The 14,933-nt window shown below is 62.4% G+C and carries 16 protein-coding genes; 12 read left to right on the top strand and 4 right to left on the bottom strand.

Going from position 1 to position 14,933, the window contains the following annotated elements; translation table 11 throughout:
* Positions 1-78 precede the first annotated feature (78 nt).
* Entirely contained in the window at positions 79-3,189 is a 3,111-nt protein-coding gene (locus CK220_RS21205) for an efflux RND transporter permease subunit (protein WP_095813404.1), read from the bottom strand.
* A 2-nt stretch (positions 3,190-3,191) separates the two neighbouring features.
* The gene (locus CK220_RS21200) at positions 3,192-4,298 is read right to left on the bottom strand and encodes an efflux RND transporter periplasmic adaptor subunit (protein ID WP_095813499.1); all 1,107 of its coding nucleotides are present in this window, start codon (positions 4,296-4,298) and stop codon (positions 3,192-3,194) included.
* Positions 4,299-4,384: 86 nt separating this feature from the next.
* Between CK220_RS21200 and CK220_RS21195 the strand changes: the two genes are divergently transcribed.
* The 4 genes from CK220_RS21195 (at position 4,385) to CK220_RS21180 (ending at position 7,696) form a co-directional block, all read left to right on the top strand.
* Entirely contained in the window at positions 4,385-4,990 is a 606-nt protein-coding gene (locus tag CK220_RS21195) for a TetR/AcrR family transcriptional regulator (RefSeq protein WP_095813403.1), read from the top strand.
* Between the two features lie 95 nt (positions 4,991-5,085).
* Positions 5,086-5,457, top strand: coding sequence for a PaaI family thioesterase (locus tag CK220_RS21190; RefSeq protein WP_245429321.1), 372 nt, complete (start codon positions 5,086-5,088; stop codon positions 5,455-5,457).
* Positions 5,458-5,527: 70 nt separating this feature from the next.
* Positions 5,528-6,802, top strand: coding sequence for a beta-ketoacyl-ACP synthase II (fabF, locus tag CK220_RS21185; RefSeq protein ID WP_095813402.1), 1,275 nt, complete (start codon positions 5,528-5,530; stop codon positions 6,800-6,802).
* 78 nt (positions 6,803-6,880) lie between these two features.
* Entirely contained in the window at positions 6,881-7,696 is an 816-nt protein-coding gene (locus tag CK220_RS21180) for an oxidoreductase (RefSeq protein ID WP_095813401.1), read from the top strand.
* A gap of 64 nt (positions 7,697-7,760) precedes the next feature.
* On the opposite strand, the gene CK220_RS21175 is transcribed toward CK220_RS21180, so the two are convergent.
* Complete coding sequence (locus CK220_RS21175; protein ID WP_245429319.1) at positions 7,761-9,710, bottom strand: GGDEF domain-containing phosphodiesterase; 1,950 nt, start codon at positions 9,708-9,710, stop codon at positions 7,761-7,763.
* 478 nt (positions 9,711-10,188) lie between these two features.
* Here CK220_RS21175 and CK220_RS21170 point away from each other — a divergent pair, with 478 nt between their 5' ends.
* Genes CK220_RS21170 through CK220_RS21160 form a run of 3 tightly spaced genes read left to right on the top strand, consistent with a single transcriptional unit; the run spans position 10,189 to position 12,411 of the window.
* On the top strand, positions 10,189-11,724 hold the full coding sequence (locus tag CK220_RS21170) for an FAD-dependent oxidoreductase (RefSeq protein ID WP_095813399.1): 1,536 nt from the start codon (positions 10,189-10,191) through the stop codon (positions 11,722-11,724).
* 6 nt (positions 11,725-11,730) lie between these two features.
* Positions 11,731-12,180, top strand: a complete 450-nt coding sequence (locus CK220_RS32940) for an ATP-binding protein (protein ID WP_348629674.1) — start codon at positions 11,731-11,733, stop codon at positions 12,178-12,180.
* A gap of 45 nt (positions 12,181-12,225) precedes the next feature.
* Entirely contained in the window at positions 12,226-12,411 is a 186-nt protein-coding gene (locus tag CK220_RS21160) for a hypothetical protein (protein ID WP_095813397.1), read from the top strand.
* A 51-nt stretch (positions 12,412-12,462) separates the two neighbouring features.
* On the opposite strand, the gene CK220_RS31540 is transcribed toward CK220_RS21160, so the two are convergent.
* Entirely contained in the window at positions 12,463-12,795 is a 333-nt protein-coding gene (locus CK220_RS31540; protein ID WP_141245190.1) for a hypothetical protein, read from the bottom strand.
* A gap of 272 nt (positions 12,796-13,067) precedes the next feature.
* Here CK220_RS31540 and CK220_RS21155 point away from each other — a divergent pair, with 272 nt between their 5' ends.
* The 5 genes from CK220_RS21155 to CK220_RS21135 all read left to right on the top strand — a co-directional run bounded on the left by CK220_RS21155 (position 13,068) and on the right by CK220_RS21135 (position 14,928).
* Complete coding sequence (locus tag CK220_RS21155) at positions 13,068-13,298, top strand: hypothetical protein (RefSeq protein WP_095813396.1); 231 nt, start codon at positions 13,068-13,070, stop codon at positions 13,296-13,298.
* 90 nt (positions 13,299-13,388) lie between these two features.
* Positions 13,389-13,550 carry a hypothetical protein gene (locus tag CK220_RS32000; RefSeq protein WP_095813395.1) on the top strand — a complete coding sequence of 54 codons (162 nt, stop codon included), beginning with the start codon at positions 13,389-13,391 and terminating at the stop codon, positions 13,548-13,550.
* Positions 13,551-13,753: 203 nt separating this feature from the next.
* Positions 13,754-13,978: a hypothetical protein gene (locus CK220_RS21145; RefSeq protein ID WP_348629673.1), complete on the top strand. Its 225-nt coding sequence runs from the start codon at positions 13,754-13,756 to the stop codon at positions 13,976-13,978.
* A gap of 342 nt (positions 13,979-14,320) precedes the next feature.
* Entirely contained in the window at positions 14,321-14,620 is a 300-nt protein-coding gene (locus CK220_RS21140) for a DUF982 domain-containing protein (protein ID WP_095813393.1), read from the top strand.
* Positions 14,621-14,640: 20 nt separating this feature from the next.
* Positions 14,641-14,928 carry a DUF982 domain-containing protein gene (locus CK220_RS21135; RefSeq protein WP_095813392.1) on the top strand — a complete coding sequence of 96 codons (288 nt, stop codon included), beginning with the start codon at positions 14,641-14,643 and terminating at the stop codon, positions 14,926-14,928.
* The last annotated feature ends 5 nt before the right edge of the window (positions 14,929-14,933 follow it).

Raw genomic sequence — 14,933 nt, 5'->3', positions numbered from 1 at the left:
AAGTTCGAGCCGTTGGCTTGCCTGTGTCAGGCAAAGCCGACACCACAGCCTTGAACCTTCTTTTTCGACAACAGAGCCCTACTCGGCCGCCATTGCTGTTGGCACTTCCAGCTGCTCAGTCGAAACCTCCTGGACCTCATCGGCTGTCGGTTTAATCCGGAACCACGCGGTATAGAGCGCGGGAAGGAAGAGGAGGATCAGCACCGTGCCCACCGCCGTGCCGCCGATCAGGGTATAGGCCATCGATCCCCAGAAGACGGAGTGCGTGAGGGGTATGAAGGCCAGCACCGCTGCGAGCGCAGTCAGGATCACGGGCCGCGCGCGCTGCACCGTGGCTTCGATGACGGCGTGATAGTCGTCAAGGCCGGCTGCACGGTTCTCCTTGATCTGTTCGGTCAGGATCAGCGTGTTACGCATCAGGATGCCGGCCAGCCCTATCAAGCCCAGAATGGCGTTGAACCCGAAGGGCTGGTTGAAGGTGAGCAGCATGGGCACGACACCGACGAGGCCGAGCGGTGCCGTCAGCACGACCATGAACATCGTCGAGAAAGATCGCACCTGGAGAATGATGACGATCAGCATGGCGGCGATCATGGCCGGAAAGATTTTACCCAACGCGGTATTGGCCTTTTCAGCCTCCTCGATCGATCCGCCCATTTCGATGCTATAGCCGGCCGGAAGGGACGCGATCAGCGGCTGAAGGGCTTTCGTGATCTGCTTTGAGACCTCCGGAGGCTGGGTCGCCTCGTTGATGTCCGAGCGGATCGTGATGACGGGGGTGCGATCGCGTCGCTTCATGATCGGCTCTTCCAGGCGGACTTCCGAGTGACCGATCTGGTCGAGCGGAATCTGGCGGCCATCCCGGCTCATCAGCGAGAAATCCGCCAGCCGCGATGGATCCAGCCGCTCGGCGCCGGCGCTGCGAGCCACGACGGGGACATTGCGAATGTCCTCGCGGACCTGCGTGACGGGGATGCCGGTGAGGAGAAACTGCAGCTGCTGAGCCACCTCCGCCGGCGACAGGCCGATGAGGTTCAGCCGATCCTGATCGGGGACGAAGCGAAGCACAGGCGTGCGGTTGCCCCAGTCGCGGCTGGCCTGCCGCACGTCCGGGACGCTTCGCATGATCTCGAGGGCCTTTTCTGAGATGCCGTAGAGCTGCGCGGGATCAGGCCCCATGACCCGGAACTCGACGGGGAACGGCGTGTAGGGGCCGAACACGAGCTGCGTGACCCGGACGTTGGCTTCCGGCGCGACCCCCTGTGCCACGGCCTCCCTGAGCCGGTGTTTCAGCGCCTCGCGCGCCTCGGCGTTCGGGGTCAGCACGACGATCTTGGCAAAGGCAGGATCAGGCAGTTCCGGTGCCATCGCGAAGAAGAAGCGCGGAGCGCCCTGGCCGACATAGCTTGTGACGATCTTGGCCTCGGGCTGGCCGTTCAGCCAGTGCTCGAGCTTCTCGACCGTGGCGGTCGTCGTCTCGATGCTGGTGCCTTCCGGCAGGCGAACCTCGACAAGCACTTCCGGGCGGTCGGATGTCGGGAAGAACTGCTGCTTGACGGCGCCCATGCCTGCAACGGAAAGCGCGAAGGCGATGGCGACGATGCCGGAGGTCGCGAACTTGTGGCGCACGGCAAAGGTGATGAGCCGCCGCAGACGCCGATAGTTCGGCGTGTCGTAGATCGCGTGGTGTCCGCCTTCGATCGGTTTGATCTCGGGCAGCATCTTGACGCCGAGATAGGGCGTGAAGACCACGGCAACGATCCACGAGACGATGAGCGCGAATCCCACGACCCAGAAGATGTTGCCGGCATATTCGCCGGCGGTCGAGCGTGCGAAGCCTACCGGCAGGAAGCCGGCGATCGTCACGAGCGTCCCCGACAGCATCGGCGCCGCGGTGTGGCTCCACGCATAGGCCGCCGCACCGATACGGTCCATGCCCTCTTCCATTTTCACCACCATTACCTCGATGGCGATGATGGCGTCGTCCACGAGAAGACCGAGCGCCAGGATGGGGGCGCCGAGCGTGATGCGGTCGAAGAACCGGCCGGTCTCCAGCATGATGAGGAACACGGCGGCGAGCGTCAGGGGAACAGCGGCCGCCACGACGATGCCGACGCGCCAACCCATGCTGAGCAGGCTGATGAGCAACACCACGCCGAGCGCCATCGCGAACTTCATCATGAATTCGTCGACCGCCGAGGTAATGTTGACGGCCTGGTCGGACACCTTGTCGAGCGTCATCCCGAGCGGCAATGTCCGGACGATGCCCGCCGTCCTGTCCTCCAGCGCCTTGCCGAGTGCGCGACCGTCCCAGCCCTGCTGCATAACGGCCGCGAGCATGATGGTGGGCTCGCCCTGGCGTCGGATGAGGTATGTGGGAGGATCTTCGTAGCCGCGACGGACCTCGGCGATGTCGGAAAGTTTCAGCGTCCGTCCCGAGGCGACGATCGGCGTGTCGGCGATCGCCTGGACACTGTCATAAGCGCCATCGACTCGAATGAAGACCTGCGGCCCCTCAGTATCGATCGAGCCCGCCGGGGTTACGGTGTTCTGCCGCTGCAAGGCGGCGACGATGTCCTGGGCGGACACGCCGAGCGTGGCCAGCTTGGCGTAGGAGAACTCGACGAAAATCTGTTCGGGTCGTTCACCGAGAATGTTGATCTTCTTGACGCCGGGCACGTGCAGGAGGTCCTGGCGGATCGCCTCGGCCTGCCTGGCCAGCTCTCGCATCGGCATGCCTTTGGCCTTGAGCGCGTAGAGAGCGAAGCTGACGTCGGAATATTCGTCGTTGATGAACGGGCCGTAGACGCCGGAAGGTAGGTTGCGGGTTTCATCCCCGAGCTTCTTGCGGGCTTGGTAGAACTCTTCCTGGACGGCGGATGGCGGCGTGCTGTCCTTCAGGGTGACCGTCATATACGCATAGCCCGGCCGTGTTGTCGTCTCCACCCGGTCGTACCAGGTCAGTTCCTGAAGGCGCTTCTCCAATGGTTCGGCGACAAGGTCCTGCATCTCGCGCGCCGTCGCGCCCGGCCACGCCGTCGTGACCGTCAGGGTCTTGATGGTGAAGTTGGGGTCCTCCGCCCGGCCGAGCATAAGGAAGGCGTAAGCGCCGGCGGCCACCAGCAGGAGGATGAAGAACAGGGTGACGGCGCGTTCGCGAACGGCGAGCGCTGAAAGATTGAGGTTCATCGTCAATTGCTCCCGCTTTCGGAAGCAGTTCTGACGCGAACTCCTTCCTTCAGGAGATGAGCGCCAAGTGAAACAATCGGTTGATCAGAACTCAGTCCGGAGATCACGGCGGTTTCGCTGGTCACACGAACAAGGCTGACGGGCCGAAAGTGCACGGTCGAGGCGGCGCGATCCAGGGCCCAAACGCCGGTCTTGCCACCGTCATCGAGCACCGCTCCCAGCGGCACCTGGACTTCGGGCTCACTCGCCTGGCTTGCAATCCGGATGGTCACGGTCGCACCCAGCGGTGCTGCCGCGGCTTCCCCGTCGAGCACATAGCGGGCCTCATAGGTGCGGGTCTGGGGATCGGCGGCGTCCGACAACTGCCGCAGATGCGCTGTATAGCGCCTGTCGACCCCGTATACGCCTGCCTCGGCATGCGAACCGATCGCCGGCCGGATCGTTTCGGGAAGCGCAACCACAGCTTCGCGGGGGCCGGCCTGGGCGATCCGAACCACCGTCTGGCCGGCGGAAACGACCTGTCCCGGCTCGCCAAGCGTTTCGACCACCGTTCCATCCGCGTCCGCCACCAGGACCGAGTAGGTCGCCTCGTTCTCAGCGACCTTCGCTTCCGCTTCCGAAGCGGCAAGCTGTGCGGTCGCGGTATCAAGTGCTGCCTTCGCCTGCTCGTAGCGTTGCGGGGTTGCGGCCAATTCCTTCTGAACCAGAACGGCATAGCGCTTTTCGTCCGCACTCGCCTGAACCAGGACGGCGCGTGCCGCAGCGACAGCGTTGCGCTTGGCGGTTAGCGCAAGGGCCAGATCGGTGTCGTCGATCCGCAGCAGCGGTTGGCCCGCCTTGACCCGTTCACCGACATTCACGAGGCGCTCGATGATCTTGCCGGGTACGCGAAAACCAAGATTGCTCTGCACCCGCGCGGCAATCGTCCCCGTAAAGCCGCGTTCGGATCCGGCCACCACCGCCGCCGTCACCAGCCTGACGATCGGCGCTTCCTGCCTGGGATCGGCCACGGCTGCTGCCTGCGTACGAATGGGCAGCGTGACGAATGCGGCCACCCCCAACCCCGCGACCAGGATGCTTCCCAGCCCAATGACAAGTCGCTTTTTCATGCCCATCGCCTCATGTCGAAATAGATTGCGTTCGCACTCTATATCTGCTATTGATTACGAATGCAATCTAAAAAAGGAGACTGGCGATGCGCTTAAGTCGCAGTCAAGCAGAGCAAAACCGGCAAACCGTGATCGATGTGGCAAGCCGGCTTTTTCGCGAACGTGGATTCGACGGCATCGGCGTCAAGGATCTGATGGAGGGCGCCGGGCTCACCCAAGGCGGGTTCTACAAACAATTCGCCTCCAAGGACGACTTGGTGGCACAGGCGTCCAGGCGGGCATTGGAAAGCGCCGCGAACCGGTGGTCGGCCGCGGTCGCGGCGAAACCCGAGGATCCGCTTGGCGCGGTGATCGACTTCTATCTCAGCACGGGGCACCGCGAAGAGAGGATGGACGGCTGCCCGGTCGTGGCGCTCGGCTCGGACGCCGCGAGGCAGGGCATCGAGGTGAAGGCCTCGTTCGAAGCCGGCATCAGGGAATATCTCGAGATGCTAGGCCCTTGGGTCGGCGAGGCCGACGGCGAGGAATCCAAGGGCAAGGCCAAGGCCATTCTCTCGACGATGGTCGGCGCGGTCATCCTCTCGCGAGCGGTCAACGACGAGAAGCTGTCGGAGCAGTTCCTGCAAGCGGCCGCTAACGGCGTGCACATGATGTCGTCCGCCGGCAATCTCCGACAAGAGCCACCCCAATGACGATGGGTCCTCCAACCTCCATCATCGAGTCGACGAGGTGCTCCGGGTTCGAGTTCGTTGCCGGGCTGGCCGACGGGAGTATCCGCCGCCCATCAATGGCGGAGACGCTCCCATTCACCTTGCTTCCGCCGGAGGAAGGCAAGGTCGAGCTTCTGGTCACCCCCGAGGCGCGTTTTTGCAATTTGACCAATAGCATCCATGGCGGCTGGATCATGACGATGCTCGATACTGCCATGTCACTTGCCGCGCAGACGACCCTCGCCCCTGGCGAATTGTGCCCGTCGCACGAAACCTCCGCCAAGTTCGTCCGTCCGATATTCGTCGATTCCGGCGTAATGCGCGTCATCGGCCATGTCGTTTCGCGCGGCCGGACCATCATCACGCTGGAGGGCAGGATCGAGAATTCGCAAGGCGGGCTCTACGCTCATGGCACGTCGACATGCCTGATCTTGCGCGAAAAGCAATGATGCCCACACGAAATGGACGCTGCGGCGCCGGCCTCGCCGGCCGCGCCTTGAATACCAAACAGGAGTATCGATGCGACGGATTGTTGTAACGGGCATGGGCGCGGTCACGCCGCTTGCCGCGGATGTCGAGGCGTCCTGGTCGCGTCTCCTGGCCGGTCGCTCGGGCATTCGCAGGCTTCCCGACGAAATGGTGGGAGACCTGCCGGCGAAGGTCGGCGGCGTGGTTCCGTCCCTGGAGGAAGATCCCGAAGCCGGCCTCGATCCGAACGCGTTCCTGGCGCCGAAGGATCAGCGTAAGGTCGACCGGTTCATCCTGTTCGCGCTGGCCGCGGCGGAAGAGGCGCTTGCCCAGGCGGGATGGAAGCCGGCCTCGGAAAACGATCGGGTTCGCACGGCGACGATCATCGCTTCGGGTATCGGAGGTTTTCCCGCCATCACCGAGGCGGTGCGGACCGTCGACCAGCGCGGCGTTCGGCGTCTTTCGCCGTTCACGGTACCGTCTTTCCTGGTGAACCTCGCGGCTGGCCACATCTCGATCCGCTACGGCTTCAAAGGCCACATCGGCGCACCGGTAACCGCATGCGCCGCCGGCATCCAGGCGATCGGCGATGCGGCTCGTATCATCCGCGCCAACGAGGCCGATATCGCTTTGTGCGGCGGCACCGAAGCATGCATGAACACCGTAAGCTTGGGCGGCTTCGCAGCGGCACGCTCGCTTTCGACCTCCTTCAATCACCGCCCCGATCAGGCCTCTCGCCCGTTCGACATGTCGCGGGACGGTTTCGTCATGGGCGAAGGCGCCGGCATCCTGGTCATCGAGGAATTGAGCCATGCGCTGGCTCGCGGCGCGAAACCGCTCGCCGAGGTCGTCGGCTACGGCACCACGGCGGATGCCTATCACGTCACTTCCGGTCCCGAGGACGGCGATGGAGCGCGACGTGCCATGGAGATCGCGATTGTCCAGGCCGGCATTTCGCCACGTGAGATCCGCCACCTCAATGCGCATGCGACCTCCACGCCGGTGGGCGACCTGGGCGAAATCGAAGTGATCAAAAAGGTCTTCGGCGCGGATTTCTCCATCGCCGTCAGCGGAACCAAGTCGGCGACCGGACACCTGCTCGGCGCCGCCGGCGGGCTCGGCGCGATCTTCACGATATTGGCGCTCAGGGACCAGGTGGCGCCGCCAACCCTCAATCTGGGCGCGCCCGATCCGGCCGGCGACGGGATAGACTTCGTCGCGAACCAAGCCCGACCAATGGAAATGAACTACGCGATCGCCAATGGTTTTGGCTTCGGAGGTGTGAACGCCAGCGCGCTGTTCCGGCGCTGGGACGGACAGGGATGAACCGGTCGAGCCGCTGCTGGCTGACGCTTCTGCTTCGGCCTTCCTGTTTCCCCACTCCAGCCGCAAGAAAGTGATCTCATGAACAAGACCAATCCTGGCGTCGCCCTCGTCACAGGGGCATCCTCGGGCATCGGGCGTGCAACGGCCGCAACCCTCCGGAACGCGGGCTTTCGCGTGTTCGGAACCAGCCGTCGCGCGGTCTCCGAACAGTCCGACGGCGTTACCATGCTGACCGGCGACGTGACCGATGACGCGTCCGTATCGAAGCTGGTCGAAGAGGTGCTGGCCGAAACAGGGCGCATAGATCTGCTCGTCAACAATGCCGGCATCGGCCTGCTTGGCGGCGCGGAAGAATCCTCGACTGCGCAGGCTCAGGCGCTCTTCGATGTCAATGTCTTTGGTGTCATCCGAATGACCAACGCGGTGCTGCCGACAATGCGACGCCAGCGCAGCGGCAGAATCGTGAATTTGAGTTCCGTGCTGGGCCTGATTCCCGCTCCCTATTCCGCCCTCTATGCGTCGACCAAGCATGCGATCGAAGGCTATTCCGAATCGCTCGACCATGAACTGCGCTCGTTCGGAATTCGCGTGGTGCTGGTCGAGCCCGCCTACACCCGCACGTCGTTTGAAGAAAATCTCGCCCGGCCCGATCAGTTGCTGGACATCTATAGCACCGCGCGCGCCGGCATGGATGTGGTTCTGCGGAAAGCCATCGAGACAGGCGATGCGCCCGAGGTCGTGGCCAAGACGGTCTTGCAAGCGGCGACCGCCTCCGTTCCACGGAGGCGCTATGCGGCCGGAAAAATCGCTCGCCAGATCAGCTTCCTGCGCCGTTTCGTTCCCGAATCCGCCTTCGATAAGAGCCTGCGAAAGCAAAACGGCTTGCCGGTCTGATATCCAAGCCGCCGACAGTGGTCTTCGAGGCTCGCTGACGTAGGAGTTGGGCAGCCGCAGCCGCTCACCTCCTACGCAGCGCTGCCGGTTCGGCGCGACGCAGCCCTGCGGGATCGAATAGGGCTTTGCCAGAGTTCTCGAAGTGCGTCGGCTCGAAGGCGAGCGCGTCTTGCATGGGAAGTGCTGCCGAGAAGAGGAAGCCCTGCGCGATCATGCAATCGAGCGAGCGCAGGATCAGGCGATCGGCGTCCGTTTCGACCCCCTCCGCCATGACCTCTATGCCAAGCGTTCGCCCGAGATCGATGACGGCCTTGACCAGCGCCTGATCTTCCACCGACTTGGCCAGATCGCGAACGAAGTCCTTGTCGATCTTGATCTTGCGGATCCGGCTGTCCTTCAGCGAAACCAGGGTCGAAAAGCCGGTGCCGAAATCGTCCAGCACGATCGATATGCCCGCGTCCGCCAGGCGTTCCAGCTTTTCGTCGACCCTGGCGCGATCCACGGGCGCCTCTTCGGTGATCTCTATCTCGAGCATGGAGGCGGGGACATTCCTCGTCTTCAGGATGTCCAGCATCATATCGTCGACATTGCCTGCCTCGAGCTCACGCGGCGACAGATTCATCGCAACACGCACATCCTGGCGCCCTTTTCTCGCCAGTTCCTCGATCATGGAGCAGCAATTGAGAAACACCGTCTCCGTCAGCAGGGAAAGCAGACCGGTTTCACGCGCCGCTGTCACGATCTCCGGCGGGGGAATGGCCCCGTGGACCGGGTGCTGCCACCGCAGCAGCGCTTCGAAGCCGACCACCGCCTGCGTGTCCAGCCGCACGATGGGCTGGAACCATGAGCAAAGCGTGCCTCTCTCGATGGCTGCGCGCAGGTCGCGCTCGATGCAGTGCTTGCGTTCGAGCCCGTGATCGAGCTCGGCATCGAAGATACAGTATTCGTTCCTGCCGCTGCGCTTGGCCGCGTAAAGCGCGAAGTCGGCGCGCAGCAGCATCTCCGTCAGTCGCGGTGTCTCCGAAGCGTAGATACCGATCGACGCGCCGACACGCACCGATTTCAATGCCGGATCCGGATTGGCGATGGCCGCGATGATCAACGACGCAAGCTCGTCTATCGAGTGCTGCGAGCTTGCGGCGGGAAAGAGCAGCACGAACTCGTCGCCGCCGATGCGCGCGATCGTTGCCCTCGGCGGCGCGTGGTTCTCTATCCTGCGCGCGACCCTGACCAGCAGGTCGTCGCCGATATTGTGACCATAGGTGTCGTTGACGGATTTGAAGCCGTCGAGATCGATCAGCATGGTCACGAACGGACCGTCGGAAAAACCCATCTCGCCAATTGCGTGCTCGAGCCCGTGCCTGTTGAGCAAGTTCGTCAGCGGATCGCACCTGGAGTTCCGTTCCATCCGGGCTGCGAACGCCCTCGCCTCGTATTTGAGGCGGCTCGTCTCCTTGAAGCGGGCCTGCCCGAGCAGCGAGGTTCTAATCATGCCTCCAAGAAAAAGCAGGACGGTGAAGCCGAGGACGTAGTTCTCGATATTGCCTTTCGCCAACACGCATCCTGCGGCGATCAGAAGCGGCAATGTCAAGAAGTTGATCGAAGCCGGCGCGTATGACGCACCATAGGTGACCGAACCGGCCGACAGGCCGGCGAGGACGATCAGATAGAGCGGCGCCTGGGGAGTGGTGTATCCATCCGACAGCACGGCCAGAAAAGACCAGGCGATGCCCGATGCCAACGCCAACTGCCCGTAAAGGGAAAGTCGCGCATCGACCCGCTTCGACCGGCTATCGGGCCCATTAAAGGCAATTTCCGGCTGGGCGAGCGCCAGTCCTATGCGAGCGCCGTTGATGATGGTGACCGCCGCAAACCACAGCACCGCCACCGGGCCACCGCCCGAGAGCATCTGCACGGCCAGGATCAGGGCCGAGAGAACCGTGCCGATGGGCATCGAGATGAAAAGGCCCTTCTTCAGGTCAGCGAACTGATCCCGCAGAATTCCCGCTTCCACGGCGTCGCTTTGCCCCTGAAGGGCTGCACCAGGGCCAGGCTGGTCGGTATCTCTCATGTGCCAAGTGAACTAAACGAGCGGAATGAAAATCGCGTTAAGGATTTCAGCGACTTACGGCGCATCGGTTATGGATAGGCGGGTGCGACGGTCCGCCCGCTTCCCCATCGGGGTCGAGGCTGTCCACAAGTCCAGCCGAATGGGCTGTCCCCTACGCTGCCTTCTGCGCTTCGATCTAACCCGGTGTGGCCGGAGCTTGCGAAAATTTGTCGGTCCGTTGGAAACCGATCTGACGAAACTTCATCAAATCATTCGTCGGCCGGCATCATCAAAGGATGGGGTGTCGATGTCGCGCTAGGCCTCGAACATTTGCTCATCGACAGGCGCAAAGCAGGCCGGGCGATCCTTGATTTGCCCAAACCAGCGTCAGGAGTCAGTCTGGCTCGGTCGGACCCCAATCGAACAGCGCAGGGAGAAGAAGATGGCTCAAGACCACTCTAAATCGAACGGACCGGATCTGGCCCAAGGGATCGCGCTATCCGACCTTGCCGATGGCGCAAAGCTGGTCGGTCACTGTGGCGATGAACAGGTGCTGTTGATGCGCCGCGGGACAGAGGTCTTCGCAATCGGAGCGGCGTGCACGCATTATGGCGGGCCGCTGGTCGATGGTCTTGTCGTGGAGGATACCGTTCGATGTCCGTGGCACCACGCCTGCTTCGATTTGCGCACGGGCGAAGCCGTGCGTGCGCCGGCGTTCAGCCCACTCGCCTGTTGGTCGGTGGAACAGCGCGGCGATCGCATATTCGTGGGCGAGAAGCGCAAACGGGTGGCTCAAAAGCCCATCAGTGGAGGCGCTGGCCGGTTTGCCGGCAGAATCGTGATCGTTGGCGGCGGCGCGGCCGGTTTCGCAGCCGCCGAAAGACTACGTCGCGAAGGCCATCAGGGCAGCATCGTCATGCTCAGCGACGACGAGGCGCCGCCCGTCGATCGCCCCAATCTTTCCAAGGACTACCTCGCCGGCAAGGCGCCATCGGATTGGGTTCCGCTGCGTGGGGAAAGCTTTTATGCCAAGAACGGCATTGATCTGCGCCTCAAAACCAGCGTCGCCGACATCGATGTCCAGTCCGGCGAGGTCGTGCACGCAGACGGGAACCGAACTGCTTACGACCGCTTGCTGCTTGCGACGGGAGCCGAACCCGTCCGCCTCGCCATCCCGGGCGCCGGTCAGCCACAGGTCCATACGCTGCGCTCGCTCTCCGACTGCAGCACGATCATCGAGGAAGCCAAGACGGCCCGCAGCGCCATCGTGCTGGGCGCCAGTTTCATCGGCCTCGAGGTTGCCGCGTCCCTGCGCGCGCGAAACATCGAAGTTCATGTCGTCGCGCCCGACGAGCGCCCCATGGAGCGGGTCCTCGGGCCGCAGATGGGCGACTTCATCCGCAGCCTCCACGAGCGGAACGGCGTCGTTTTTCATCTCAAGGACACCGCGACCGCCATCGACGGCACGAGCATTCAACTGAGCAGCGGCCTTACGCTGACCGCGGATCTCATCGTCGCCGGCATCGGCGTGCGGCCGCGGCTCGGGCTTGCCGAAAAGGCTGGGCTCAGGCTCGACCGCGGCATCATGGTGGACGCCTTTCTGGAGACGAGCGTGCCGGGCATTTTCGCGGCAGGCGACATTGCACGGTGGCCCGATCCCCACTCTGGCGAAAACATCAGGGTCGAGCACTGGGTGGTCGCAGAAAGGCAGGGGCAGACGGCAGCTCTGAACATGCTCGGAGAGCGCGAGAAATACACTGCCGTCCCGTTCTTCTGGAGCCAGCACTATGACGTCCCGATCAATTACGTCGGACATGCGGAGCGATGGGACGAGATCGCCGTGGAAGGCGACATCGCCGCCAAAGATTGCCTCCTGCGTTTCAAGCGCAAGGGACGCACACTGGCGGTCGCCTCGATTTTTCGCGACATCGAAAGCCTGAAGGCCGAATTGGAGATGGAACGCCAGAAAGCTCCCTGATGGAACATGCAGAGGCCGGTTAGAGCACGCACGGCGGCGGCCGGCGTCAGTCTCCAATGCAGCGCGGCCGGTCTGGAAGGCGGGTTCGTCGCATTGCGGGTGACGGACACGGGCATGGGGATTGCGCCAGACGTGCTGCCGCAAGTTTTCGAACCGTTCTGCCAAAGGGCCCGAAGGCACGGGCCTCGGCCTCGCCCAGGTCTACGGCTTTGCGCAGCAGTCCGGCGGTGCTGTCGAAAGCGACGTCGGCAAAGGCACGAGCGTGACCCTTTGTTTGCCACGGGCCGATATGGCGTGCGCCCTGCAGCGTGCCGAGACGGAACGGCCGACCGCTGCAAATGTGGTGCAGTTGAGGACCAAAGGCCGTCTTGCCGATTCAGGCGGGTCCGGCGAGGGCTGATTTGCCGCTACGCGATCGGCGGTGCCAATGGCTTACGAAAAGCAACAACGGCATGAAACCTTTCGGGGCTTGTTCCCGTTCGGTCGGAGGAGGATCCTACAATGACCGAACCCGGCGAAAGCAGTTCCCATAACCGCATCGACGACAAGCAGCTCGTCATTTTGCTCAAACAGAAAACAGGCATTTCGGACGCGCAAGCCAAGAGGCTGATAAAGGCGGTTGGACGCGATCGTCCTGCGCTGTTGCGGGAAGCCAGAATTATCAGGGCGAGGCACTCAGGCGTCTAGTTCCCGCCGACTTAAGCCGCTCGATGGACCCACTCGAGATCGGCCCTCCCCTCAGCGTGTGACCAGTCGAGAAACCTTGAGCCGTGGCGCGAAAAAGCAGCGCAAATAGGGCTGATTGGTTATGACGTACTTGTTTTCGCAGATATGGTATTGGCCGTCCGGCGATTCCTGAACCCGGTCTCGCGGAATGTTGAAACCATCGGGCAAATACGTATAGCCGCCGTCAGCCCTGGACCGCACCGACGACTGAGGGATGGCGCGGCAATCATACCCGCCGCAACACTTGAATTTCGTTACCGGGTCAATCTTGTTTTCGTACCAATCATGCGCATTGGCGCCTGTTGCGGCGGCAATACACATGGCCGTGACGATGACCCATCGCATAGCATTCCTCGTGTGCGGAGGCGCTGCTCATTCGGGTGTCATGTATATTAGCGTTCCGCCGAAAATGCCATCGGCCCGCGACGTTTCGGGATTGGCTGTTTTAGGACATCGAGCCGGGCTGAAGCCTGTCTAACGCGCGCCGCGACCCTTCCTGAGACGGACTCGGTCGACGAGCTTTTAAGCTCTCGTTGCCTAAGAATCGCTGCGCACTCCTGGTCGGTGCACAAGAATCCGCGGCTTGCGCAGACCTGCCGATTGCGCGATGGTGGGCAATGATCGCTGGCAGGTATCTGGATCACAAATTGGAATGCCCGTATTGCGGTGTGATCCGGTTGCAGATCCCCATCGATGCTCAACCCACAACTCAAATCCATTGCGCGGAATGCGGCAAATATCTGGGTACGTGGGACGAACTCCAGACCGACTTCGAGCGCCAGGGCGGCACTGAGGGGGTGTTCCGTCTGGATAACGGACGTATCCAGAAGCTCGCTTCCAGCCAATGACAGACCGCCCGTGGCAGGCCAAGCCCGGGTCGGTGAATTGGCGGGAACCAATCCCTGACTTGAACGTTGCGCCGCCATAGGGGACTCCGCATGGCGCTCACATCTGAAAGTCAGTCACAGGAATCTGTCGTTCAACGGCTTGTCCGGGAGATCGGCATCACCGAAGCGCAAGCTTTGGAACTTATTTCTTTCCTGGGCTTGAACTGGGGTTCGCTCGTTCGCGAGGCGAAGGCACTGTTGCGCAGGAAGTAGCCTGTTCGACGCGAGCCAGATCCGGTTTTCTTGGACGCGTGCCAAGGCACGCGCTGGAAAGTCCGCAAAGATACATTAGCGATCGCTTGACGAATCCGTTGGCCGCACCAGTCTTTGCGTTTATGGCAAGAGGCATCAAGGTCGGAGACGAGGTCGCTATCACCGCAACGGTTCGCCGGCGGGTGACGGAGGACCGAGTCAGCGTGTCGATTCCCTCCTATGGGCAGCCGCATTCGATCATCGACCGCACGGCGACCGTGAAGAGAGGCCAGCCGATCGAGCTCGTCGGAGATGTAACGCGCGTCAATGGGAACCGGGTGACCGTGAAGCTCGGCGTACCGGTTACAGTGGACATCGACAAGGTCAGGCTGGTGACCACGAGCAAGCCTCCCGCGCGAAAGGCACCGCTGGTTCAGCGGCCGGCGTGAGGAAGACTGTGCCTGCCGGCAATTGCGTACGGAAACCGGTGTGACGCTTTTGAATTGCTCCGGCAAAAACCCGCCCGGGGAGAGCGCGGGGCGGGTTTTCGCAACAGAGCGGGACGATGACTCGCTCACGGATGGCGGCTCTGATTTCGGAGCAAAGGGTTGCCCTGCCGCTGCGTACCGAACAGCAAGACCCGCAGAAGGTTCCATCGAGCCGAAACGCTCCCGCACGCGCGCCCATCTTGACGGCCAAAAACCACAAACCCATATCGCAGCCAGGCCAGGATCGCTGCCGGTTCCGGCCTGCCCCAGAACTCAAATTGTTCGTTCGACTTGGAGGATCTTATGAACGATCGGATGTTTGACAGCCCTGTTTTCGTGAAGAGCGGGAACAGCCTTATCCAGGAAATCGCGTGCCTCGAGGACGCCCTGGAATTTCTCTACGAATGGCCCAAGAACAGACGCGGCACCATCTACGAGACCGCCCTGCGCGCCTGCCAGCGAGCATTCGACAGCGATTATCCGTTGACGGCCGCCAGAGACGCGTTCTGCGGCTTCGCAAAGTCGGTCAAAATCCACGAGGACGTGAGAGTCACTTTGCCTTGGATGACCGGCAAGAGCCCAGACAGCGGCGTGGCTGCGTAGCCGCAAAGGAGGCAGTCGCGATGCTTGCAAAACCGTTCGAAAAGCCGATCCGCGTCTGGGTCGGACTGGGATTTCCGCGTCAGCTGAACACTGTCGTAGATGCCTATCAATTCGTCGTCGACTGGTGTGGCAACAGCCCTGAGCAGAAGGCGGCGATGCGCGCCTGCAAGGCCGCCTTGGCCGGCGAAATCGACGCAGAAACGGCGAGAGGCGTTTTCGTTGCCTTTGCCCGCCGGAAGGACATCCTCATCGAGGAGGGAGCAGTTCCACCCCCAATAGGAAATGCAGCCCAGCCGAATCACGCTTGATGGGA

The organism is Mesorhizobium sp. WSM3860 (assembly GCF_002294995.1).
GTDB lineage: Bacteria > Pseudomonadota > Alphaproteobacteria > Rhizobiales > Rhizobiaceae > Mesorhizobium.
Note: the sequence above shows the minus strand (reverse complement) of the source record. Positions and strands in the feature narration are given on the sequence as shown.